Annotated in this window: 19 protein-coding genes; 11 read left to right on the forward strand and 8 right to left on the reverse strand. The window is 69.6% G+C overall.

Going from position 1 to position 24,012, the window contains the following annotated elements:
* Nucleotides 1-20: 20 nt before the first annotated feature.
* On the forward strand, nt 21-908 hold the full coding sequence (locus tag ACZ48Z_RS40060) for an SDR family oxidoreductase (RefSeq protein ID WP_468740848.1): 888 nt from the start codon (nt 21-23) through the stop codon (nt 906-908).
* An 855-nt stretch (nt 909-1,763) separates the two neighbouring features.
* Here ACZ48Z_RS40060 and ACZ48Z_RS40065 read toward each other — a convergent pair.
* Nucleotides 1,764-2,828, reverse strand: a complete 1,065-nt coding sequence (locus ACZ48Z_RS40065; RefSeq protein ID WP_468740849.1) for a quinone oxidoreductase family protein — start codon at nt 2,826-2,828, stop codon at nt 1,764-1,766.
* A gap of 694 nt (nt 2,829-3,522) precedes the next feature.
* Between ACZ48Z_RS40065 and ACZ48Z_RS40070 the strand changes: the two genes are divergently transcribed.
* Nucleotides 3,523-4,725 (forward strand): amidohydrolase family protein, encoded by a 1,203-nt coding sequence (locus ACZ48Z_RS40070; protein WP_468740850.1) that lies wholly within the window; start codon nt 3,523-3,525, stop codon nt 4,723-4,725.
* A 219-nt stretch (nt 4,726-4,944) separates the two neighbouring features.
* Here ACZ48Z_RS40070 and ACZ48Z_RS40075 read toward each other — a convergent pair whose 3' ends face one another.
* On the reverse strand, nt 4,945-5,718 hold the full coding sequence (locus ACZ48Z_RS40075; protein WP_468740851.1) for an IclR family transcriptional regulator: 774 nt from the start codon (nt 5,716-5,718) through the stop codon (nt 4,945-4,947).
* Nucleotides 5,719-5,838: 120 nt separating this feature from the next.
* Between ACZ48Z_RS40075 and ACZ48Z_RS40080 the strand changes: the two genes are divergently transcribed.
* From ACZ48Z_RS40080 to ACZ48Z_RS40120, 9 genes are all read left to right on the forward strand, one after another.
* Nucleotides 5,839-6,915: a cupin domain-containing protein gene (locus tag ACZ48Z_RS40080; RefSeq protein ID WP_468740852.1), complete on the forward strand. Its 1,077-nt coding sequence runs from the start codon at nt 5,839-5,841 to the stop codon at nt 6,913-6,915.
* Entirely contained in the window at nt 6,912-7,742 is an 831-nt protein-coding gene (locus tag ACZ48Z_RS40085; RefSeq protein ID WP_468740853.1) for a fumarylacetoacetate hydrolase family protein, read from the forward strand. The genes ACZ48Z_RS40080 and ACZ48Z_RS40085 overlap by 4 nt, the downstream gene beginning before the upstream one ends.
* Entirely contained in the window at nt 7,739-8,464 is a 726-nt protein-coding gene (locus ACZ48Z_RS40090; protein ID WP_468740854.1) for a maleylpyruvate isomerase family mycothiol-dependent enzyme, read from the forward strand. The genes ACZ48Z_RS40085 and ACZ48Z_RS40090 overlap by 4 nt, the downstream gene beginning before the upstream one ends.
* Before the next feature lie 16 nt (nt 8,465-8,480).
* The gene (locus tag ACZ48Z_RS40095; protein ID WP_468740855.1) at nt 8,481-10,034 is read left to right on the forward strand and encodes an FAD-dependent monooxygenase; all 1,554 of its coding nucleotides are present in this window, start codon (nt 8,481-8,483) and stop codon (nt 10,032-10,034) included.
* Nucleotides 10,031-12,088: an acetate--CoA ligase family protein gene (locus ACZ48Z_RS40100; RefSeq protein ID WP_468740856.1), complete on the forward strand. Its 2,058-nt coding sequence runs from the start codon at nt 10,031-10,033 to the stop codon at nt 12,086-12,088. Before ACZ48Z_RS40095 ends, ACZ48Z_RS40100 begins: the two co-directional genes overlap by 4 nt.
* Nucleotides 12,078-13,739 carry a (2,3-dihydroxybenzoyl)adenylate synthase gene (locus ACZ48Z_RS40105; protein WP_468740857.1) on the forward strand — a complete coding sequence of 554 codons (1,662 nt, stop codon included), beginning with the start codon at nt 12,078-12,080 and terminating at the stop codon, nt 13,737-13,739. Before ACZ48Z_RS40100 ends, ACZ48Z_RS40105 begins: the two co-directional genes overlap by 11 nt.
* A gap of 713 nt (nt 13,740-14,452) precedes the next feature.
* Complete coding sequence (locus tag ACZ48Z_RS40110; RefSeq protein WP_468740858.1) at nt 14,453-15,541, forward strand: amidohydrolase family protein; 1,089 nt, start codon at nt 14,453-14,455, stop codon at nt 15,539-15,541.
* A 312-nt stretch (nt 15,542-15,853) separates the two neighbouring features.
* Nucleotides 15,854-16,558, forward strand: coding sequence for a response regulator transcription factor (locus ACZ48Z_RS40115; RefSeq protein WP_468740859.1), 705 nt, complete (start codon nt 15,854-15,856; stop codon nt 16,556-16,558).
* A gap of 22 nt (nt 16,559-16,580) precedes the next feature.
* Nucleotides 16,581-17,711, forward strand: a complete 1,131-nt coding sequence (locus ACZ48Z_RS40120) for a sensor histidine kinase (RefSeq protein ID WP_468740860.1) — start codon at nt 16,581-16,583, stop codon at nt 17,709-17,711.
* Between the two features lie 93 nt (nt 17,712-17,804).
* Here the strand turns inward: ACZ48Z_RS40120 and ACZ48Z_RS40125 are convergent, their stop codons facing one another.
* The 6 genes from ACZ48Z_RS40125 to ACZ48Z_RS40150 all read right to left on the reverse strand — a co-directional run bounded on the left by ACZ48Z_RS40125 (nt 17,805) and on the right by ACZ48Z_RS40150 (nt 23,819).
* The gene (locus tag ACZ48Z_RS40125; RefSeq protein ID WP_468740861.1) at nt 17,805-18,749 is read right to left on the reverse strand and encodes an amidohydrolase family protein; all 945 of its coding nucleotides are present in this window, start codon (nt 18,747-18,749) and stop codon (nt 17,805-17,807) included.
* A 252-nt stretch (nt 18,750-19,001) separates the two neighbouring features.
* A complete protein-coding gene (locus ACZ48Z_RS40130) occupies nt 19,002-19,988 on the reverse strand; it encodes an aldo/keto reductase (RefSeq protein ID WP_468740862.1) in 987 nt (328 codons plus the stop codon).
* A gap of 250 nt (nt 19,989-20,238) precedes the next feature.
* On the reverse strand, nt 20,239-21,198 hold the full coding sequence (locus tag ACZ48Z_RS40135; protein WP_468740863.1) for an amidohydrolase family protein: 960 nt from the start codon (nt 21,196-21,198) through the stop codon (nt 20,239-20,241).
* A 57-nt stretch (nt 21,199-21,255) separates the two neighbouring features.
* A complete protein-coding gene (locus ACZ48Z_RS40140) occupies nt 21,256-22,842 on the reverse strand; it encodes a Na+/H+ antiporter (protein ID WP_468740864.1) in 1,587 nt (528 codons plus the stop codon).
* A 67-nt stretch (nt 22,843-22,909) separates the two neighbouring features.
* Nucleotides 22,910-23,281 (reverse strand): DUF2255 family protein, encoded by a 372-nt coding sequence (locus ACZ48Z_RS40145; RefSeq protein ID WP_468740865.1) that lies wholly within the window; start codon nt 23,279-23,281, stop codon nt 22,910-22,912.
* Nucleotides 23,282-23,393: 112 nt separating this feature from the next.
* A complete protein-coding gene (locus ACZ48Z_RS40150) occupies nt 23,394-23,819 on the reverse strand; it encodes a nuclear transport factor 2 family protein (RefSeq protein ID WP_468740866.1) in 426 nt (141 codons plus the stop codon).
* Between the last annotated feature and the right edge of the window lie 193 nt (nt 23,820-24,012).

Consider the following 24,012-nt stretch of genomic DNA (forward strand, 5'->3'; position numbering starts at 1 on the left):
CAGTGAGAGGAAGCCGGAAAGTGTCCGAATCAGAAGCCGTACGCAGCCAGGAGCCGCCCCTGATCGCGGTGATCGGGGCGGCCGGGCTCTGCGGTACGTACGTGCTGGAGGCCGCGCTGCGAGCTCCATTGCGGGTCCGGGCCGTGGTGCACGGCCCGGCAGGGCGGGACCGAGTCGCTGCCCTGGGCGTGGACGACATCGTCGAGGCCGACCTGGAGAAGCCGGACACCGTCCGTCAGGCGCTGGAGAGCGCCGACTTCGTGTTCATGATTCCGCCGGCATTCCATCCGGAGGAAGACGTGCTCGCGGTCAGGGCACTTGAGGCGGCTGTGCACGAGGGCGCGCGCCGGTTCGTGTACCTGTCGGTCCTCCACCCGCACACTCCCGGGCTGCGCCACCACCTGCGCAAGGCGAACGCCGAGGCCGCGGTGCGGGCCTCGCGGCTGAACTGGACGATCCTGCAGCCCTCGATGTTCGCGCAGATCGTCCTGTCGACGTGGGGGAAGGCTCCGGCCGGCCCCGTCGAGGTGCCGTTCAACGTCGACAACGAGTTCTCGTTCATCGACTTGCGTGACCTCGGGGAAACCGGCGTCAAGGTGCTCTCCCAGCAGGGGCACGACTCGGCGACCTACGAACTCGCCGGACCTGCCCTGACGTTGGCCGACGCGGTGCGCTTCGCCGGGCGGGCACGAGGAGTGGATCTGGAGGCGAGGACGGTGCGCTGGGCGGACGCACCGCTCCCGCCGGGCGTGGCCGACTCCGCGTCCCGGGCCTCGGACATGCGCGCCATGTGGCAGGACTATGACCGGCACGGCCTGCGCGGCAATAGCAACGTCCTGCGGATGCTGCTCGGCCGTGAACCCGCGTCCTTCGAAGAAGCGGCCACCGCGTTCGCCGCGCGAGGCTGAGCGCTCACCACGCAGTCGGGGTGTCTCCCCTGAACCAGGGGAGACACCCCGCGCAGCGACTGCAACGTAAAACCGCCATGGCACCGAGGGCTGCTCGTGCTCGCCAACACGGTGACCTGCGCCGTGAGGCGTCCAGCGAATGCGCATGCTCTCTTCAGACGTATGGCCGGGGTCACCACTATGCGTGGTGCGCGCTCCAGCCGGGTGCGGTGCGCCGGAGTCGGGTGGCAGCGGGCCTGCCCTCGGTGGCGACGTGTTCAACCGCGCGGGGAGGCAACGGTCCGTAGGCCGTGGAGCAGTGTGTCGACGAACTGTTCGGACAGTGCCCTTCCGGCCTTTCGCTCGCAGCGCAGCGGTGAATGTCGCACGTCCGCGCAATGCCTCTGCCCCCGGGGCAGCACCCACCTGTGTCTCGACATGTAGCGCTTGCGGTTCTCACCCCCCCCCGCCGAGAGGGAAGCCGTACATTCCTGCTGCTCCGGATGCTTGTCGGCGTCGGACCTGGGTGCGTCACGCAGGCGTGCCGGGACGCGCGTGCCGGCTGGTCAGGCCCGGCTGTGCACGGTGCGTGCGAAGACCCGGCACGCAGGCCAACGAACGGCGTCACCCACCCGCATCGCAATGGCCACGTGGCGGCGGCAGGGGCTCGGGCGGACCAGGCGGCACGGCATGGGTGGGGTCATGCAGCGAACAGTGACGGGCTCCACGGCTTCCCGCCTGCCCGCGGCAGGCAAGGGCGCGATCGCCACCGGCGCCTCATGGACCCGCGCTCACCTCGGCGCACTCCGTACATCGCTGTGAAGGCCGCCGGCCAGTCCGGACTCCACCCGTACTCCTTCGGCAGTTGGCTGGGCGTCAGGGCAGGAGGATTACCTTGCCGGTCTGTCGTTGGCTTTCGAGGTAGGTGTGGGCTTCGGCTGCTTCTTCGAGGGGGTAGGCGCGGTCGATGATCGGGGTGATCTTTTTGTCTGCCAGCAGTTCCAGGCACAGTTGTTGGTCGCGCAGGGTGGCGCCGCGCACGCTGGCGATCTTGACCTGTTGGCCGATGAGGGCGAGTGCGTCCAGTTCGAGGCGGGACCCCTGGTCGGTCGGTGTGCCAAGGACGATGACGGTGCCGCCGAGGCGTGTGCAGGCAAGAGAGAGCTGGAAGAAGTCGTTGCCGCCGACGCAGTCCCAGACGGCGTCGGCGCCCAGACCATGGGTCAGCTCCCGTACCTGTGCCGGCATCCGGGGATCGGTGGAGTGCACGATGTGGTCGTAGCCGAGCTTCCTGAGTGCTTCGTCGCGGTCCGGCTTGGTGGTGGTGCCGATGACGGTGGCGCCGCTCAGCTTGGCCAGTTGTGCGCAGGCGATCGCCATTCCGCCGCTGGCGCCGGTGATGACCACCGTGTCGCCGGGGCCGACGGGCGCTTGCCTGGCGCAGTTGAGCGGAGTGGTGTAGGTCCACATGGTGGCTGCGGCCGTCTCGTAATCGACGCCGTCGGGAATGGGCAGGACGGCGTCCTGGCGGCGCGCGACGTACTGGGCGTATCCGCCGAAGACCTGGTGTCCGGGGTAGGCGGTGTCTATACACAGGTTCTCGAGTCCGCGTACGCACAGGGCGCAGTTGCGGCATGGCGGGTGCGGGAGCTGGACCGCCCTGTCGCCGGGGCGCCAGCGGGTGACGTTCTCGCCGGTGGCGACGATCTCACCGGCCGCGTCGCGGCCGAGCTGGAACGGCAGGGGCCAGGCCGGCCGTCCCGGGAGGGGCTGCGGCAGGTTGCCCGCGCGGTAGCGCAGGTCCCAGCTGTTGACGGCCGTGGCGTGCACGCGCAACAAGACGTCGTCGGGGCCGACGTCGGGGATCGGTGCCTCTACGTACTTGAGCACCTCGGGCCCGCCATGTTCGAACAGGCGGACCGCCATCATGGTCTGTTCCACTCTTGTGTTCCTTCAGATCGTTAAGCGGTTCATCGCAGGCCCGGCACAGCCGCCAGCACCTCACGCGCCCGGGAAGGCCCTGTGCGAGCGGATCCCGACCAGGCGGTTCACCCGGGGCGGACCAGGAAAATGACCAGTCCGACGATCTGGGGTGCCCCGTCGCGTGGCCCGGCCGTGGCGGTCGGTACAGGTTGACAGACTGCCGGACTCTTGACTGCGGGTCATGAGACAAGCCCGTGCCTATCTGACCTCTTTACTGGTCTTGACTGGAAAGTACCCTAGAACTAGCTTGGCTCCAGTTCAAGAGAGAAGGGGGCGGCGGTCCCCACTTCACCCAGGAGCGCTCTGGAGCGGCAAGAGCCGACCCTTCCGCTGCTCAGGCGCTGATGGTCAGGTGGCGCACAGGGATGGGCGCCGGCGAGGTGCCGAGTTGAGTGCCTGACCTCGTGCGGGCAGGAGCTCGGCCCAAGAGGGTGCACTCACCCTCGGGCCAGGTCGACGGACGCGGCCCGCCGACTCTGCGAGCTGACCGCGACCAGTCGGCTACAACCAGCCCCTGGCCGGCGCCATGCCTTCAACGGCTGCGGCTCGAAGGGCCATCGGCCCCATCGCGAACGACGCGCACCCTCGCGGAGCGCGACAGCCATTGGCGTGACCCTGGCGATCACCCGCGCACCCCAAAGGGAGAGTGGACATGCCCGACGACCGTTCCTTCCAAGCAAAGACTCCGCCCGCCGAGCACCGCACCAAGCCTCCTGCCGGGTCCACCCGGCGAAGATTTATCGCCGCGACTACCGCTGCCGGAGGAGCCGCCGTGGTCGGCGGTCTCGCCTCGGGACAGCCCGCGTTCGCTGCCGAGGCGGCGCCCGGTGGCCGTGTCTCTGCGACGGTCGGCGGCTCGAAGGACCATCGGAACGCCAAAAGGGAGAAGAAGATGCGCATTGTGGCCGTGGAAGAGGCGTTCTCCATTCCTGGAGCTATCCGGCAGGAGGCGGCGATCCGTCAGCGCCTGCACGCGCCGGAGGCGATCAAGCAGGAGTGGTTCCGGCGTCTGGATGATCTGACCGAGCTGCGGCTTGCGGACATGGATGCCAACGGCGTCGATGTCCAGGTCCTGTCGTATTCGACGCCGGGTCTGGAAGTGATCGAGGATCCGGCGGAGGCGGTGGCTGTCGCGCGGCGGGTCAACGACTTCCTGGCCAAGGCGGTGGCCGCAAATCCGAAGCGGTTCGCGGGTTTCGCGGTCCTTCCGTTGCAGGATCCCAAGGCCGCGGTCGTGGAGCTGCGCCGGGCGGTGGAGGAACTCGGGCTCAAGGGTGTGCTGTACAACGACCATGTGCGCGGTCACTACCTGGACGAGCCGCAGTTCAGGCCGGTGTGGGCGGAGCTGGAGCGTCTTGGCGTGACGCTGTATCTGCACCCGGCTGTGATCCCGGCCGACAACTGGCGTGTCTTTGACGGGTATCCGGTGCTGGTGGGGCCGTCGTGGGGCTGGACTGCGACGACGGGTGCCCATGCGCTGCGTTTGATCTACGGCGGGGTGTTCGACCAGTTCCCGCGTGCGTCGGTGATGCTGGGGCACATGGGTGAGCTGCTGCCGTTCCAGATGGCCCGGCTCGACAGTCGCTACGACCAGGTGCCCGCCGAGCACCGGTTGCGGCACCTGCCCTCGTACTACCTGCGCAACAACGTGTACGTCACGACCAGCGGAGTCATGTCGCATGCCGCGCTGCTGGGAGCCGTCCATGCCGTTGGCGCTGACCGGGTGCTGTTTTCCATCGACTACCCGTTCGAGTCCAGTGCCGAGGCAGTGAAGTTCCTGCGTTCGGCACCGCACGCACCGGCCGACCTCGCACGCATCGCGCACGGCAACGCCGACCGCATTCTGGGACTGTGAGCAAAGATCGTGCGCAAGCTCTGACGGGGTCTCATCCCTGTCGATGACCAGCAGTCGCGCGCGGTGGGCGAGCAGGGCAGTGCCGGACGGGGCCGCCCTGGCGAACAACTGCAACCGCGCGTTCAGCAGGACACCCTTCGAAGAGGTCGTGTGGCATTCCTCGAAGACCGCTACGGCGCGCGCCACCCTGTGGGTTGAGGTGGCGTGCGCCGCTGCCGTTCACAGTCCCTGACCGATGTCCCGCGCGGTTATGAGGAGAGGCTGGGACAATTCAGCGAGCCGTGCACGGGTGCAGCGGACGGACGGGGCCGCCACGACCACGGCGGCCACTGCGGCGCCGGTGCGGTCCCGCACACACGCGCCGACGGCGTGCACTCCGCGCTCGCTCTCCTGAAAGTTGAGGGCGTAGCCGTGGCGACGCACGGACACCAGCTCGTTCAGCAGGCTCTCGAAGTCCTTGGGGGCTTTGGCCCCGTCGGCAGGGAGTCCGTTGGGGTAGAGGGCTCGGAGCCGGTCAGGGGTCAGTGCCGCGAGCAGGGCCTTGCCGCCCGAGGTCACGTGGGCGGGCAGGAGTGTGCCGGTGCGGTAACTGACGCGCAGCGCCTGGGAGCCCTCAACGCCGTCCAGGAAGCGGCTGCCGTTGCCCTCGAGCACCATCAGGTGGGTCGTTTCCCGGACGGCGTCCGCCAGTCGTCGCAGGTGAGGGTGGGCGATGGTGATCAGGTCCGGAGGAGGGGCCGCCTGGCTTCCCCTGATCGCCTGCAAAGCCGGCCCCGGCCGGTACACCTTGTGGCGGTCCTGCACGGCGAATCCCTCGAAGACCAGCATCGCCAGGATCCGGTGCGCGGTCGAGCGCGCGACACCGAGCCGGTCCGCGACGTCCATCACCCGCAGCTCGTCGAGCTCGTGCAGCAGCCGTACGACGCGCAGGGCGTTGCCGGCGGCGCTCACCGGATACGACGGGCCGGGCGAACGCTCCACTGAATTCTCCATAGCGGAATCCTACCCTTCAAGGATTCCGATGAGGGGAAACGTCGGCGTAACGTCAGGAAACAGCGCCGCAGGATGCGCGCTTGTTACGGCGGTCGCCGAACACACGACGTGGAGGTTTCCGTGACCGATACCACCAGCGAACAGACCGAGCGCAAGCTGCTCGACGAGCTGTACGCGGACTTCGAGGACGCGGGTCTGATCCCGCTGTGGACCCAGGTGGACGACCTCATGCCGATGTCGCCGCAGCCCGCAGTGGTGCCACACCTGTGGCGGTGGACGGACCTGCTGCCCATCGCGCAGCGTTCCGGAGAACTCGTACCGGTGGGTCGTGGCGGCGAGCGCCGTGCCATGGCCCTGTCCAACCCCGGACTTCCGGGCCTTCCTTACGCCACTCCGACCCTGTGGACCGCGATCCAGTACCTGGGCCCGCGCGAGGTCGCCCCCTCGCACCGGCACAGCCAGGGAGCCTTCCGGTTCGTGCTCGAAGGCGAAGGCGTGTGGACCAACGTCGACGGGGACGCGGTGGCGATGCGCCGCGGTGACCTGCTGCTCACGCCGAGCTGGGCCTTCCACGAGCACCAGAACGTCACCGACGAGCCGATGGCCTGGCTCGACGGCCTCGACATCCCGCTCGTCTCCAAACTCGACGGCGGCTTCTTCGAGTTCGGCCCGGATGAGCTGTCCACCCGCGAAACCCCCGAGCGATCGCGCGGCGAACGGCTGTGGGGACAGCCCGGACTGCGCCCGATCAGCCGGCCCGACCAGCCCAACTCCCCGCTGAACGCCTACCGCTGGGAACACACCGACGCCGCCCTGACCGCCCAGCTGGAACTGGAGGAGGAAGGCGTTCCCGGCGTGATCGAGCCCGGGCACGCCGGGATCCGCTTCTCGAACCCCACCACCGGCAGGGACGCCCTGGTCACGATGCGCACCGAGATGCGCCGACTGCGGGCCGGTACCCGGACCGTCCCGGTACGCACCGTCGGCTCCGCGGTCTGGCAGGTGTTCGAGGGCGAGGCAATCGCCACGGTGGGCGACAAGGTCTTCGAGATCGCCAAGGGGGACCTGTTCGTCGTCCCGTCCTGGTGTGAGGTCTCGCTGTCCGCCCGTACCCAGGTCGACCTCTTCCGTTTCAGCGACGAGCCCGTCTACGAGGCCCTGGGCCTCGCCCGCACCTCCCGAGGAGAACAGCAGTGAAGCTCGCCACCATCCGTGTCAACGGCACCACACGCGCCGTCCGCGTCGACGAGGACAAGGCCGTGGACCTCGGCGAGAACGACCTGGTGGCCTTCCTGCGCCACACCGACTGGGCGGCGCGCGCCGCGGAGGCTGACGGTGACACCTACGAAGGTGCCCTGGACTACGCCCCAGTCGTTGTCGCGCCGGAGAAGGTTGTGTGCGTCGGTCTCAACTACCGCACCCACATACTGGAGATGGGCCGCGAGCTCCCCTCGCACCCCACACTCTTCTCCAAGTTCGCGCGAGCGCTGGTCGGCGCCTACGACGACGTGACCCTGCCCGCCGCCTCCACACAGATGGACTGGGAAGCCGAACTGGGCGTCGTCATCGGGGCCGAGGTCCGGCACGCCGACACGGAGCAGGCACGGGCCGCGATCGCCGGGTACACCGTGCTCAACGACGTGACCGCCCGCGACTGGCAGTACCGCACCACCCAGTGGGACCAGGGCAAGACCTTCGAGGCCACCACCCCCATCGGACCCTGGCTGGTCACGGCCGACGACCCCGCGGCGTCCGCCCAGGGCATGAGCCTGACCTGTGAGGTCGACGGCGACACGGTCCAGAAGGCCGACACCGGTGACCTCGTCTTCGACCCGGCCACTCTCGTCGCGTACCTGTCCGAGATCGTCACCCTTGTGCCCGGCGACGTCATCGCCACCGGTACTCCGGGCGGGGTCGGCCACGCCCGCAAGCCGGCCCGCTATCTGCAGGACGGTACGCGCCTCGTCACCCGGATCGAGGGCATCGGCGAGACCCGCAACACCTGCCGCCGGGAGACTCGGTGAGCGCACGCCCGGCAGTGATGCTGGAGCAGGCGGCCAAGGGCACGGTGGCCTTCGAAGCCGCCGTGCACCGGCTGACCGGCCCGGGATTCACCAGGGCCTCGTACCTGCCGGGCTGGAGCAGGGCCCACCTCGTCGCCCATGTCGCCCGCAACGCCGACGCGCTCGTCAACCTGCTGACCTGGGCGCGGACCGGTGTCGAGACGCCCATGTACGCCAGTGGGGACCAGCGGGCGCGTGAGATAGAGGAGGGCGCCCGGCGGCCGGCCGCAGAACTACGGGCGGCACTGTTCGCGGCCGACGGCCGGCTTGCCGCGGAACTCGCCGCACTGCCCGACGAGTGCTGGGCGGCGACGGTCCGCACCGCGCGAGGGCGTGAGGTGCCCGCCTCCCAGGTGGCCTGGATGCGGGTGCGTGAGGTGTGGGTCCACGCCGTCGACCTGGACATCGACTCCACCTTCGACGATGTGCCGCACGAGGTGTGCGACGCGCTCCTCGACGACGTGAGTGCCTCCTTCCGGGCCCGCCCCGACTGTCCTCCCGTCGAACTGCGGGCCGAGGACGCCGACCGCACCTGGCTCCTGGGAGCGCCCGGCGGCGCGGAGCCCGTCGTGGTGAGCGGTGACCTGACCAGACTGGCCGCCTACGCGACCGGGCGTCCCGTGCCCGGCCCCCTGCACCCCGCCGACGGCTGTTCCGTACCCCAACTGCCCGCGTGGCTGTGAGCGCGAAGGAAAGATCATGAAAGTTGCCTGCATCGGTGCGGGACCCGGAGGGCTGTTCTTCGCCACACTGCTGAAACGGAGCCTGCCCGGAGCCGAGGTCGTGGTGTTCGAACGCAACCGTCCCGACGACACGTTCGGCTTCGGGGTGGTCTTCTCCGACGCCACCCTCGACGCCATCGACGCCGCCGATCCCGTACTCAGCGAGGCACTGGACAAGCACGGCAGGCACTGGGACGACATCGAGGTGCGGGTACACGGCGCCCGGGAACGCGTCGGAGGCATGGGCATGGCGGCGGTCATTCGTAAGACGCTGCTGAGCCTGCTGCAGGAACGAGCCCGCGCCGAGGGCGTCCAGATGCGCTTCCAGCACGAGGTCCGTGATCGCGCCGAACTGGACGACTTCGACCTGGTCGTCGTCTGTGACGGCGCCAACAGCCGCTTCCGCACCCTGTTCGCCGACGACTTCGGACCGACCGCCGAGGTGGCGAGCGCGAAGTTCATCTGGTTCGGCACCACTTACATGTTCGACGGGCTCACCTTCGTCCACCAGGACGGCCCCCACGGTGTCTTCGCCGCCCACGCCTACCCCATCAGCGACTCCCTGAGCACCTTCATCGTCGAGACCGACGCCGACTCCTGGGCCAGGGCCGGACTCGACGTCTTCGATCCGTCGACCCCACCGGGCACGAGCGACGAGAAGACCAAGAGCTACCTGGAAGACCTCTTCCGCGAACAGATCGACGGACATCCGCTGGTCGGCAACAACTCCCGCTGGGCCAACTTCGCCACCCGCAAAGCCAGTTCGTGGCGGCACGGGAAGTGGGTACTGCTGGGCGACGCGGCGCACACCGCCCACTTCTCCGTCGGGTCCGGCACCAAGATGGCCATGGAGGACGCCGTCGCCCTCGCCGAAGCCCTGAAAGGGGCGCCGCACAGCGTGCCGGAGGCACTGGAGGCCTACGAGTCGCGCCGCCGACCCAAGGTCGAGAGGATCCAGAACTCGGCGCGGCCCAGCCTGTCCTGGTGGGAGCACTTCGGACGCTACGTCCGGACGCTCGACGACCCGACACAGTTCGCCTTCCACTTCCTCACCCGCAGCATCCCGCGCGGCAAACTCGTCGTGCGCGACACGGCGTACGTGGACCGCGTCGACGGATGGTGGCGGCAACACCACGGGACACCGCCCTTGGAGACACCGTTCAGTGGCGGGCCTTTCCGGCTTCCCTCACGCCGTGTCACGGCCGGCGACGATCTCCTGACCGGGGCCGACGGTACAGCGATCCCGATGCTCCCCTTCAGCGGTGAGCCGTCGAGCGCGGGCGTGTGGATCGACGCCCCGGACACCGAGGAGGGAATGCCGCTCGCCCTCGACCAGGTGCGGGAGGCGGCAGAGGCAGGCGCCCCGCTCATCGGCGTACGCGGCGGTACGACGCTGACCCGTGTGCTCGTCGCCGAGGAGGCCAGGCTCGCGCACGGCCTGCCCGCCGCGGTCATCGGCCCCTACGACGACGACACCGCGACCACGCTCTTGCTGTCCGGCCGGACCGACCTCGTCGGAGGCGCCAAGTGACTGCCCTGGAACCGCTGTTCGCCCCCCGGGCCATCGCCGTGCTCGGTGCCTCCGCCACACCCGGAAAGCTCGGCGCGGCGATGACCGACTCCCTCGCCTCGTTCCCCGGACCGGTGCTGAAGGTCAACGCCGGCCGGCCTGATCCCGACCGGGGCTTCTTCCCGACCGTCGCCGACGCCGCCGCGGCCCACGGCATCGCACCCGATCTGGTGGTGACCTGTATCCCGGCCGCCGCCACCGCCGGAGCCGTCCGCGACGCGGCCGGCGCGGGAGCCCGTGCCGCCCTGGTGTGCGCCGGCGGCTTCGCCGAAGCGGGCGGCGACGGTGCGCTGCACCAACAGGCCCTGGCCGAGGTGGTGCGGGACACCGGCATCCGTGTCCTCGGACCGAACACCTCGGGCTTCCTCGCCCCCCACCGACATCTCACCGCCAGTTTCGTCCCGGGTGTGGCCGACCTGGAACCGGGTCCGGTGGCGGTAGTGGCTGCCAGCGGCGGGGTGAACCACGCGCTGGCCTTCGCCCTCGCCGAGGCCGGCGTCGGCCTACGCCTCGGCATCGGCCTCGGCAACAGCCTGGACGTCACCCAGGCCGACGTGCTGAACCACCTCGCCGAGGACGACGGCGTACGCGCCGTCGCCCTGCACGTGGAGACCGCCGCGGAAGGCCGCCGCCTCACCGAAGCGGTACGCCGCCTGACCGATCGTGTCCCCGTGGTGGCCCTGGTCGTGGGCCGCAGCGACATCGGCGACTTCGCCCGCTCCCACACCGGCGCCCTGGCCACCTCCTGGCGCGTGACCAGGACGGCCCTGCGCCAGGCCGGAGCCGTCCTCGTCGACGACGAACGCGACCTCGTCGACGCCGTCACCGCGCTCAGCCGCGTACGGCTCCCGGCCAACCCACGCCCCGGCATCGGCGTGGTCACCGCCCAGGCCGGACCCGGACTGCTGCTCACGGACGACCTGCGCTCCCACGGCATCCAGGTCCCGCCCCTGATCGAGCGGACGGTGAAGGAGCTGCGCGAGCTGCTCCCGGCCCTCACCTACCTGAACAACCCCGTCGACACCGGCCGCCCCTCGCCCGCGCTCACGCAGGTCGTGGAGCGGGTCTCGGAGGATCCCGGCATTGACGTCACCGCCGTGTACGGGCTGCTGGAACCCACCGTCGTGGACCTCCCGGCCGTGCTGGCCGCCGCCCGCACGGCCACCCCGCTCGTCGCCGTCGTCGGCGGACCCGTGGAGCAGGCGCGGCGGACCCGCCGAGAACTCGGCGAAGCCGGCATTCCCTGCGCGGCCACACCGGCCTCCGGATCGGTCATGGTGCGCGCGCTCGTCGAGGACGCGGCCGCCCGCACCCGCCTTGAGGCCAACGTCGTCGCGGCCTCCGACACACCCACCCTGCCGCCGGGCCCGGTCGACGAACACACCGCCAAGGACGTCCTCGCGGACCTGGGCATCCGTACGCCCGTACGGCGCGTGTGCGCCGACCCCGCCGCGGCGCACGCGGCCCTCGACGAGCTCGGCGGGCCGGTCGTCGTGAAGATCCTCGACGCGGAGATCCTGCACAAGACGGAGGTCGGCGGGGTCCGAGTCGGCATCCGCATGCACGAGGAGCTCGACGACGCCCTCGCCCGCATGCCCGCGAGCCCCGCGCTGCTGGTCGAACAGATGGCCCCCGCAGGACCCGAACTCATCGTCGGCGTACGCCGCGACCCGGTCTTCGGCCCCGTGCTGGCTCTGGGCGCCGGGGGAACAGCCGCCGAAATCCTGGGCGACGTCTCCCTGCGCCTCGCGCCCCTGTCCGCGCACGAGGCGCACGCCATGCTCGACGAACTCGCCACCCGCGCGATGTTTCTCGGCGCGCGGGGCGCCACGCCGGTCGACCGTGCGCGACTCGCCCACGTGCTGCTGGCCCTCGCCTCCCTCGCCGCCGACAACGCCGTGGCCGAGTGCGAGATCAACCCTTTGCGCGTCCTGCCCGACGGCGATGTCGTCGCGCTCGACGCCGTACTGCTGCTGCGTGACCCCCGGGATCAAGGAGGATCCGATGACGCGTGAGGGATTCGTGCCCTGGCCCAAGGAGGCGGCCGACCGCTACCGCGAGGCCGGGTACTGGCGTGGCAGGCCGCTCGGCTCGTACCTCCACGAATGGGCCGAGACCTACGGCGACACAGTGGCCGTCGTGGATGGCGACATACGCCTGACGTACCGTCAACTCGTCGACCGGGCCGATGGATTGGCATGCCGTCTGCTGGACAGTGGTCTCAACCCCGGTGACGCGATGCTCATCCAGCTGCCCAACGGGTGGGAGTTCGTCACACTCGCCCTTGCCTGTCTGCGGGCCGGAATCGCTCCCGTGATGGCGATGCCCGCCCACCGCGGTCACGAACTGCGCTACCTGGCCGCACATGCCGAGGTCACCTCGATCGCCGTACCGGACCGAATCGGCGACTTCGACCACCAGGCCCTGGGCCGGGAGATCGCCGAAGACACCCCGAGCGTACGGCTGTTGCTCGTCGCGGGTGGCAGGGCCGGCACCGACGCCACGGATCTGCGCGCCCTGGCCGAACCGGCCGACGACCCGGTCGCCGCACGGGCCCGGCTCGACCGGATCGCCCCAGACAGCGGCGACATCGCCGTCTTCCTGCTCTCCGGCGGCACGACCGGACTGCCGAAGCTCATCACCCGCACCCATGACGACTACGAGTACAACGCGCGGCGCAGCGCCGAGGTCTGCGGCCTCGACTCCGATTCCGTCTACCTGGTGGCACTGCCTGCCGGACACAACTTCCCCCTGGCCTGCCCCGGCATCCTGGGCACCCTCATGAACGGCGGCCGGGTCGTCCTGGCCCGGACCCCGGAACCCGGCAAGGTGCTGCCGCTGATGGCCGCCGAGGGCGTGACGGCCACCGCCGCTGTGCCGGCCGTCGTCCAGCGCTGGATCGACGCGGTGGCCTCCGGCCGCCACCCCGCCCCGCCCGCACTACGGCTGTTGCAGGTGGGGGGCGCCCGCCTCGCGCCGGAGATCGCCCGCCGCGCCGAACCCGTGCTCGGCGGCACACTCCAGCAGGTGTTCGGCATGGCGGAGGGGCTGCTGAACTACACACGCCCCGACGACCCCGACGACATCAAGATCGAGACGCAGGGGCGCCCCATGTGCCCGGACGACGAGATCCTCGTCGTCGACGCCTCCGACGCCCCGGTCCCGCCCGGCGAGATGGGCGCCATGCTCACCCGCGGGCCGTACACCCCGCGCGGCTACTACCGGGCCGCCGAGCACAACGCCCGTGCGTTCACCCCAGACGGCTGGTACCGCACCGGTGACGTCGTCCGGCTGCACCCGTCGGGCAATCTCGTCGTCGAGGGACGGGACAAGGACCTCATCAACCGGGGCGGCGAGAAGATCTCCGCCGAGGAGGTCGAGAACCTCATCTACCGCCTGCCCGGTGTCGCCCGCGTCGCGGCCGTCGCGAAGGCCGACCCCGACCTGGGGGAGCGGGTGTGCGCGGTCGTGGTCGTCGAGCCGGGGACTCACCTGAGCCTCGAGTCGGTCCGTGCCGCCCTCACCGCGATGCAGGTGGCGCGATACAAGCTCCCCGAAGACCTGCTGGTCGTGGACGAGTTGCCGCTGACAAAGGTCGGGAAGATCGACAAGAAGCGTCTGCGGGATGTCGTCCGCGGCGAGGCGGGCGCCGTCGAGGCGGTGTGACGGCGCTCGCCGCCATCTCCTCAGCGGTCGTCATTCGCCTTCGCAGATGCCTTCGACGGCGCAGGATGCCCAGGAGCGGTCACCGAGGCGTATTCGTGTCCGCCGGTCTCGCCACCGTTGCCGAGTGAGACTCGCCGCCGCAGCGGGGCAACACTCGCAGCCTGCACGGCCGCCGATTGGCTTCATAGAAGCTTCATGCGCTGAGTGGTAGGTGCTTTATGGGCCGCCTGTTGTCTGACGGTCATGCACGTACTCCTCGTCCCGCCGATGGACAACGTTGATCACCCTGCTGTGCGGCACGTTCCTTCGGCTTGGGCCGGCCAGCACGTGGACCAGGCTGGGCCCGAGGCCGGCGACGAGGCGCTGCATGAAGAAACCGCCGGCCTGTTCGGCAGCGGTCTCGGCCACGTTTGCTCGCAGCCGCTCCGAAGCCGACTGCCGGCCGGTGCCCACGCCTGAGCGCTGGACCGATCTGTTGGCGGCAACCCGCCCGGCCGAGAAACGACTTGGCCGCTTGCGCTCCCCGTTCGGCCTGGAGCCGTGCCGGCCTGGCGACAGCACCGTGACGCACGCACATACGACCTGACTCGCACACAGAGCGAAGTGGAGTACCCGAAATGAACCTGCGACGGAACATCTCGCGTCGAAGGATGATTGAAGGGGCGTCGGCCGCGGCGCTCGTCACGGCGGCTGCGGCCACGGTGCCCGCTGCCATGGCCAGTCCCGAGTCGGCATCGGCCGGTCCGGGACTGCCGAAGGGCAACTGGCGTATCGACACCCACGCGCACTACTCCCCGGACGTGTACAACGACTACCTGAAGCGCTACGGCCTCCTCGGCGCGATCACCGGGGCGTACGGTCCGTGGTCGGTCGACCGGCACCTGGCCTTCATGGACCAGTACCGGATCCAGGCCAGCGTCCTGTCGTTCGGCGACCTCCAGGTCACCGTCGGACCGGTCGACGACCGGCGCGCCACCGCCCGCGCGGTCAACAACTACGCCCGCGACCTCGTGCAGACCCGCGGTGACCGGTTCGGGATCTTCGCGGTCACCCCGATGCCTGACATCGAGGGCTCCGTGGCCGAGGTGGACCGCGCGCTCGGCGAACTGGATCTCGACGGCATCTGCCTGCTCACCAACTACAAGGGCACCTACCTGGGGGATCCGTCCTTCGCGCCGCTGTACGAGATCCTCAATGACCGCGGTGCCTACGTCTACGTCCACCCGACGGGTCCGGAGAACAACCCGGCTCCCAAGCTCTGCTTCGGCCCCGACATCCCAGCCGGCAACAACGTCTTCGAGTACACCTTCGACGCGACCCGTGCGATGACGAGCCTCATCTACAACGGCGTCCTGCGGGACTACCCGAACATCCGCTGGCACTTCACCCACAGCGGCGGGGCACTGCCGTTCCTGGCCTACCGGCTCGCGACCCGGCACTCCGCCTTCCCGCCGTTCAACGAGGTGCTGCCGGAAGGCCCCCTCACCTACATCAAGCGGCTGTTCTTCGACAACGCACAGGCGTTCACCGCCGCGCAGTTGCAGCCGCTGTCGTCCCTAGTGCCCGCCGACCACATCATGTTCGGCAGCGACTGGCCGGCGACCCGCCACCTCTACGCGGCCGACAACGTCGAGACGATGCCCTTCCTCAAGGGCAGCCTGCCGCTCCTCAAGGCGGGCGACCCCGAACCGACCGTCGACGAGATCTACAGTCGGCGCGAGCGGATCGCGCTCGAACGGACCAACGCGCTTGAGCAGTTCCCGAAGCTGAAGGCACGTATACGCCGCGCCGGTTCGCGCTGAACCGCGCTCCCACCGCGGCCCACCCCGCCGCTGCCCCGCCCAGGGGCGCGGGCGGGGACCTGCGCAAAATGCCGGGGCCGGTTGACGGGGGAGGCCCGCGGGACGGAGCGGGGTGCGGTGGAAGGTCAGCCGAGGCACCGCGATCCCCTTCCCACGCTGGTCCTGATCAAGCGGAGACCAGCCCTCACCCCGTCGCCGGCCGCGACGGACACCGTACGCTGGCCGCATTCGATCCCTCTGCCTTGATGCTGCCGGTCACCCCGCGGCCAAAGCGGCCGTCCCCCTCCCACCTCGGCGATGGAAGCGAGGACGATGAGTACGCAGCGGGTTCTGGTCGTCGATGACGAGCCCAAGATCCGCATGACCGTGCGCGGCTACCTTGAGGCGGACGGGTTCCACGTCGTCGAAGCCGCGGACGGGCCGTCCGCCCTGCAGGCGGTCACCCGCGACCGGCCGGACCTCGTGGTGCTCGACGTGATGCTTCCGGGACTGGACGGATTCCAGGTCCTGCGCCGCATCCGGGAGGCGAGCCAGATTCCGGTGATCATGCTGACCGCCCGCGACGAGGAGGTCGACCGGCTGATCGGCTTCACCACCGGCAGCGACGACTACGTCACCAAGCCGTTCAGCCCCCGCGAACTGGCACTGCGCGTACGCGCCATCCTGCGCCGCACCGACAGCCGGTCGGAGGCGGACCCCGAGGACGGGGTGCTGCGCTTCCAGGGACTGACGGTCGATCCCGAGACACGGACCGTCCTGGTCGATGCCGATCGAACGGTGGAGCTTTCCGCCCTCGACTTCGATCTCCTGTTCGCGATGGCGCGTTCCCCCGGGCGGGTCTTCACTCGGCGCGGTCTGCTGGCCCAGGTGTGGGGCGATGACTTCTTCGGTGACGAGCGCGTCGTGGACGTGCACATCCGCACTCTGCGGCGCGCACTGGGCGACGATGCGGGCGCACCTCGGTTCGTGGGGACCGTCCGCACCATCGGCTACCGGTTCATCGGGAGCCCTGCCTAGCGGCCAGGAAGGACACCGACGCATGCCTGCCTCCAACTTTCCGGCCTACCACCGGTCTCGTGTGCGGCTGCGACGGATCAAGGAGCGTCTGTCGCTGCGCAACCGGCTGGTGCTCTCGCACGTCATGGTGCTGCTCCTGGCGCTGGCGGCCATGGCGGCGATCAGCGCGCTGATCGAGGTGTGGCTCGGATTCGACGACATCGAAGGCGACGTGGTCCTGCAGGTCGGCCTTCTGTTCGGAGGGGCCGCGGCCTTCTCGGCGTCCGTCGCCCTGTCCCGGTTTCTGCTGCGTCCGCTCGACAGGGTGCGCGCCGCCACGCGCCGACTGGCCGAAGGACACTACGACGATGTTCTCGAACTCCCCAGTGAGCCGGACCTGGCAGCGCTGGTCCAAGACGTCAACACGCTGGCGGCCGCCCTCGCCGACACCGAGCGCCGCCGCGCCCGGCTGATCTCTGAGGTCGCCCACGAGATGCGCACCCCGATCACCATTCTTCGCGGCCAGATCGAGGGCATCGCCGACGGCATCTTCACCCCCGACGAGGCGATGTTCGCCTCCCTCGCCGATGACCTCGACCGGCTGCAGCGCCTTGCCGGTGATCTCTCCAGCCTGTCACGCTCGGAGGAAGGTGCCTTCGATCTCCACCGCAAGTCCACCGACGTGGCCATGCTGGCTCGGAGCACAGCCGAGCGACTGCGCCCCCAGTACGACGACCAGAAGGTCACCCTCATCGTTGAAGCAGACGGACCCGTCGTCGCCTTCTGCGACCCGGACCGGATCACCCAGGTCCTGGTGAACCAGCTCGGCAACGCACTGGCCGCGTCCGATCCGCACGGGCAAGTGGCGCTCTCCGTTCACGCTGAACCGTCGCCCGGGCACCACGTGATCGTCCGCGTTGTGGACGACGGCATCGGCATCGCTGAACACGACCTAGAGCGCATCTTCCACCGCTTCGAGCGCCTCGAACATCCCGGCAGACCCGCTGCCGTCGGCGGCAGCGGCATCGGACTGACCATCGCCCGTGGCATCGCCCGGGCCCACGGAGGAGACATCACCGCGGAATCCGACGGGCTGGGCAAGGGAGCAACGTTCACCTTGCGGCTACCGCAGGCAGACATCCCCGGAGCCGGCCGGACTCCCGCCTCCAGCTGACCCCCGGCGTCCGCCGGTCCCACCCCTATCCCGTCCCGACATCCGGCCACAGCTGTCCTGTCGGCCCGGATGGTCTCGACAGCCCCCCGAGGATCAGGCCAGTCCAAGAAGCGCTTCGGCGTTGCCGGCCAGGATGCCCTGGGTGTCCTCTGCGTCGAGGCCGGCCCGTTCGATGTAGGCGACGGTGTCGAGGTAGTGCTCGCCACCCTGGTACGGGAAGTCGCTGCCCAGCACGAGTCGGTCCGCACCGACCGCCTGGACCGCGGCTCGCAGTGCCGCCTGGGAACTGTGGGCGACGGTGTCGTACCACATCCGGCGCGCCGCCTGGCTCGGCGGGAGAAGAGCATCAGGTGCCTCGAAGCGGGCAAGGTTGTCCCACCGTTCCAGCAGCATGGGCAACGCGCCGCCGAAGTGGGAGTTGAGGATGCGCACACGGGGATAGCGCGTGATGAACCCACGGGTGATGAGCTGGGCCGCTACGACGGTGTCCTCCACGGGCGCGCCGACCATCCAGGTGAGGTTGTGGTCGGTGATCTGCGGCGAGGCGACGCCGTCGCCGGCGGGGTGGAGGTACATCACGGTGCCGCGGCGGTCGAGTTCCTGCCACACCGGTGCGAAGGCCGGGTCGGTCAGGGCCCGGCCCGCGGCCGAGGTGGTCAGGGCCACGCCCACCACCCCCGGCGCGTCGAGGACGCGGTCGAGTTCGGCCAGGGCCGCGTCGACGTGCGGGAGAGGAAGCACGACGAAGGCCAGGAAGCGGTCGGGGTGGCGGTCCACCAGGTCGACGTACCGGTCGTTGATCATGCGTGCGGCCGCCGTGGCGTGATCCGGATCCGGCAGTGCGCCCGTCAGCGGGGAGGCGGAGATCACCTGCCTGTCCACACCGGCCTGGTCCATCAGGGAGAAGCGGGCCTCGAGTTCCTTGTCTGTGTCGTCGGCCCCGAGCCCGCGCTGCCCGCGGGTGGTGGTGACGCCGGAGTCGGCCAGGAAGTCCAGGTAGTCGCTGGGGTAGACGTGCGCGTGCGTGTCGATGCGCATGAAGGGGTTCCTCAATGGTCGAGGGAAGGGGAAGGGGAAGGGGGGCGGATGCGGGTTTGGCTGGTGCAGGGTCGTCGCTACGAAGGCTTCCGGCAGGGGACTGGAACACGCTCGGCGCGGAGTCGCACTGGTGGTGTGCCGCGACAGCTTTTCGACCGCCCTCAGCGAACTGTTCGCCGAGAACCTGGCCACTGGGTGGGCCGGGAGAAGGAGCGGTGCAGGAAAGCGGCTTGGCGGAGTGGACAGGCCGAGCTACTTGTCGACCAGGGACATGTGGTGCTCGTTGTAGCGGTTTCCCTGTACCCCTATGCGGCTGGCGAGTTCGTTGAGGTCGGCCAGTTCGTCGGCGGAGAGGGGCAGTTGGGTCGCGCCGATGTTCTCCTCGATGCGTGCGGTGCGCCGGGTTCCGGGGATCGGAACGATCGACGGATGCTGCGCGAGCAGCCAGGCGAGCGCGACCTGGCCCGGTGTGGCGTCCTTGGCCTGCGCAAGCCGTGTGACGTGGTCGACGAGGGCTTGGTTCGTCGCCCGGTTCTCGGCTGTGAACCGTGGAATGTTCGTGCGGACGTCGTCGGCGGTGAAGGGAGTGGTGGCGTCCACAGTCCCGGTCAGGAACCCCTTGCCGAGCGGGCTGAAGGGTACGAATCCGATGCCGAGTTCCGAGCAGGTCGGCAGAACCTCATGCTCGGGGTCCCGTGTCCACAGCGAGTACTCGCTCTGTACTGCCGTCACCGGGTGGACCGAGTGGGCGCGGCGGATGGTCCTTGCACTGGCTTCCGAAAGCCCGAAGCAGCGCACCTTGCCTTCCTGCACGAGCTCCCCCACGGTTCCGGCGACGTCTTCGATCGGCACATCCGGATCAACGCGGTGCTGGTAGAACAGGTCGAGCGTTTCGACCCTGAGCCGTTTCAGGGAGGCCGTCGCGACGGCGCGGATCTGCTCGGGCCGGCTGTTGAGTCCGGCGGAGGCGCCGTTCTCGATGCGGAATCCGAACTTGGTGGCGATCACTGCCTGCTCCCGCACTGGAGCGAGGGCTTCTCCGAGGAGCTCTTCGTTGACGTAGGGGCCGTACACCTCCGCGGTGTCGAAGAACGTGACTCCGCGGTCGACGGCGCCACGCAGTACGGCGATCATGTCGGTGCGATCGCCGGGGTTGGGGCCGTAGCTCTGGGACATTCCCATGACCCCGAGACCGATGGCGGAGACATGCAGGTCGCGTCCGAGTGTTCGGGTGTGCATTGTTCCTCCTCGTTGCTGGCAATACCGGTGGGTGGGCTCCAGGCCGTGGGCGGGCCGCCGCCGCATCCGGATTCGTCGCGAGTTGCTTTTCCTTAGCGCGTCGGGCGCGCCGGCTTTTGTACAGAGCGGGACGACCGTGCCTCAGCCTGACCGCGGAGTTCGTCGTGACGGCTTGGTCGCAGCTCTGGTGGTGGCCATCGTGCAGGCCACGTCAGGAGTGTGATCGCGCTGGGGGCCGGCGTACTTCCGTTCACCGCGTTGTGCGCGGAAACAGGCGCTTGGCGTTCTCGGTCGTGAGCGATCGCCATGTCGTGTCCTGCGCCGGTGGTTCGGCCGCGTCGATCGCCGCGATGTGGGCGTCGGCCAGCGGCGCAGGCGTCCAGCAGTAGTCGCTGCCGAAGAGCACGCGGTCAGGGCCGACGAGCTTCAGCAGTGCGGGGACCTGGCGTGGGAACGCTGTGCCCGCCATGTCGTAGTACAGGCCGCGGAGTTGCTGCACCGCGTCGGGGCTGGGCGGCTGCCGCGCATGCAGGAACAGGCTCATGAACTCGTTGATGCGGTCGGCCAGGACGGGAATCGAGCCGCCGCAGTGCGGGACGATCACCCGCATGTTCGGGTGACGCGTCAGGACGCCCGCCATCACCAGGTCCGTGACGGTGCGGGCCGTGTCGAAGATGTACTCGACCATCGGACGCGGTCTGCCGAGCGCCGACTGTTCCCAGCACACGGGGGAGGTGGGGTGCAGGAAGACCACGGCCCGCCGCCGGTCGAGCTCGGCGAACACCGGGTCCAGGCGCTGGTCGCCCAGGTACACCCCGTGGGTGTGAGTCAGCAACGCCACGCCGTCGGCGTCGAGTTCGTCGAAGGAGAAGGCGATCTCCTCCAGCGCACCGTCGACATCCGGCAGCGGAAGCGACACGAAATTGCCGAAACGGCCCGGGTGGTCCCGGGTCAGTTCGGCGGTGTACTCGTTGACGCGCCGGGCAAGGAGGCGGGCTGCCTTGTCGTCGCCGAAGTGCACACCGGGGGAGGACATGGAGAGCATCGCGGTCTCGATGTCATTGCGGTCCATCAGATCGAGATGGGCTTGCACGGACCATGACGGCCAGCCGCCCATGCCGTCGGGGTGGGCGTGGCCGGCCGCCGTCGCCTGCTGGACGTAGAAGTCGGGAAGCAGATGGGCGTGGACATCGATGAGACTGGAGGACATGGCAGCGGGATTCCTTCTCGTGGGGATCGCGTCGTCAAGGCAAACACCGCAATCGGCCTACTCCACCTGCTCGCCTCCGGCCAACCGGACCTCCTCGTTGTCCAGGGTTGCCTGGAGCCGGCGGAGCACGGTGTCGTCGATCTGCGACTCGTCGCGCAGGCGGACGACAGTCGCACGCTTTGTGGCGATGAGGGCGAGGCGGAGGTCGGTGTAGTGGCGGTTGTGGAGCAGCGCGGGATCGTCGTGGGTGCCGGCGCCCCTTGCTCGTGCGGTCGCCAGGTTGGCCTCGTACTCCTGGCGCAGCCACTCCATGACCTTGGGGGTGGTGCCCAGTTCGGCCGCGAGCCGGGGCAGCGCCTTGATGGCTTCCTCGGTGGCTGTGGTCTCGGCGAGGACCTGCTCCTCGTCGACGGACGTGTCGCGCGGCAGCCGGGCCCAGCGCACCACACCCGGCAGCAGCAGCCCCTGCACCACGAGGGTCACCACGATGACGCCCGAGGTGACGAAGACAATGAACGCTCGGCCGGGGAACGGCGCACCCGAGTCGAGGGTCTCCGGTACGGAGAGCGCCACGGCCAGCGACACCGCGCCCCGGAAGCCGGCCAACCCGCTGACCACGCGGGCCCGGTCACTCATTCTCCGCAGCCGCTGCTCGGGACGCCGGTCGATCACGCGGATCAGGTAGGCGGACGAGAACAGGAACGCGAACCGGACCGCGACCAGGACCACGCTGATCGCTCCGATCGCGATCAGGGCATCCTGGAGGTCGGAGCGGCTCAGGTGACGGAGTGCGTATTGCAGTTCCACCCCGACCAGGACGAACAGCGCGCCGTTGATGATGAACGTGGCCAGTGGCCAGAAGGCCAGTGCCTGGCGGCGGTGATCGGCGCGGATGAGGCTCGGAGCCACCTGGGCCATGATCAGTCCGCTCACGACGACCGCGAGGACGCCGGAGGCATGGATCTGTTCGGCCAGCAGATACGCCGTGAACGGGGCCAGAATCATGACGAGATTGCCCAGCAGGGGATCGTCCAGCCGGCGCCGCAGGTTCATGTTGACCCAGGCGACCGCCACTCCGACCGCGGCCCCGCCGCCGTAGGCCAGCAGGAACAGCGCTCCGACGTGCGGAAGGGTGAGGTGCTCCTCGCCGACGGTGATACCGACCGCCAGGCCGTAGATGACCAGTGCGGTGCCGTCGTTGACGAGGCTTTCCGCGCGCAGCACGGTGATCTGACGTCGGGGGAGAGAGCCGGCCAGCGCGCCGACCGCTGTGGCGTCGGTGGGAGCGACGGCCGCGCCCAGAGCCCACGCCGGTCCCCACGGCAGCCCCAGCGCGTGCCCGGCGACCGCCACGGCCCCTGCGGTGAGGATCACCAGGACCGTGCTCAGCAGGACGATGCCGCGCAGGTTCGTACGAATCTCCCGCATCGACGTGGTCAGGCTCTCCCAGTACAGCAACACGGGAAGGAAGAGCAACAACACCACTTCGGGCGGGAGTTGGGTCTGGCGGACGGCCGGGACGAGACCGATGAGCGCGCCCACGACGAGCAGCACGACGGGCGGCGCGACGCGGAGGCGCTGCCCCAGAACGTTGCCCACCAGCACGGCCGCACCCAGGACGACGACGAGTTCGAGACCGAGCATGGTGCTTACTCCTGTGCGGGACTGGCTGTGGGTGGTGGCTGAGCGGCTTCCACCGGGATCGTCCTGGTCATCGGGGCACCAGTCGCAGTGTCGTGGCGCGCGCCGCGACCATGGGGTTGACGTATGTGCCGCCGAAACGGCCGTACTTGTTCCGGTATGCGGTGTCGACGCGGTCGTTGATCTCGGAGTCCGCCACGTGGACGAAGGTGACGTCCTTGTCGACGCCGCCGGAGCGGATGTGCCCTTCGTGGCCGGCGCGGGCCGTGCGCCACCAGCCGCCGTCCGTCCCGCGGAAGGAGCGGACGTACAGGTCGTCGCCGGCGCGGACGACCCAGATCGGCACCGGACCTCGCAGTGTGTTGTCACCGCGGCGCGGCGCCATCTCCAGCTCGTCGGCCGCGGCGATGCGGTCGAGCTCGTCGTTCGTCCATTGCGTCATCGGTGTTCTCCGGTCGAGGGGGCGGCGAGCGGGGCGGACATGCGGGAACTCCGGAGGCCAAGCAGGGCATGAGGCGGTGCCGCTGTGATGGAGGGTGCCGGAAGACTCGTGGTCAGGTGGGAGTTGTGGTGAGCGGCTCACCGAGGTAGGTGCGGGTGACGCTGAGGGAGTCCTCGAAAACGCGATAGTCGTTGATCATTCCGTCGGCGACGGTGAAGCGCATGATCATCTCGCTTCCGAGTACCTGTCCTGAGGGGTGGAACCGGGAGGTGTACCGGCCCGGTGCAAAGACCTGTCCGTCGGCCTCCACCGCGGTGCCCAGCTCGAATGAGAGTGGCTCGACGGCGGCGAAGAATGCGGTGAGGGACTGCCGGATCTCCTGCGGACCGGTGCGGCTCCCGGCCCAGGGGGTCAGGGCCTGATCGCCCGGAATCGTCCAGGTCGCCTCGGGTGCGAAGTGGGACAGGACGCGCTCCATGTCGCGCGTGCCGAAGGCCTCGAAGTACGCCTCGACGACGGCGATCGCCTCGCTTGTCATGGCTGCCGGTCCGTTCTGTCTGGCGGCTGCGACGGGCGTGCGGCCCAGCCGCCGCTCGTCGGGGTCGGCGGTGGGGGGGGGGGGGGGGGGGGGGGGGGGGGAAGGGGAAGGGGGGGGGGGGGGGGGGGGGGGGGGGGGGGGGGGGAGGGGGGGGGGGGCGGGGCAGTAGGGCTATTCCTGCGGGCGCGGGTGA

It is taken from the genome of Streptomyces sp. NPDC031225 (assembly GCF_055570355.1).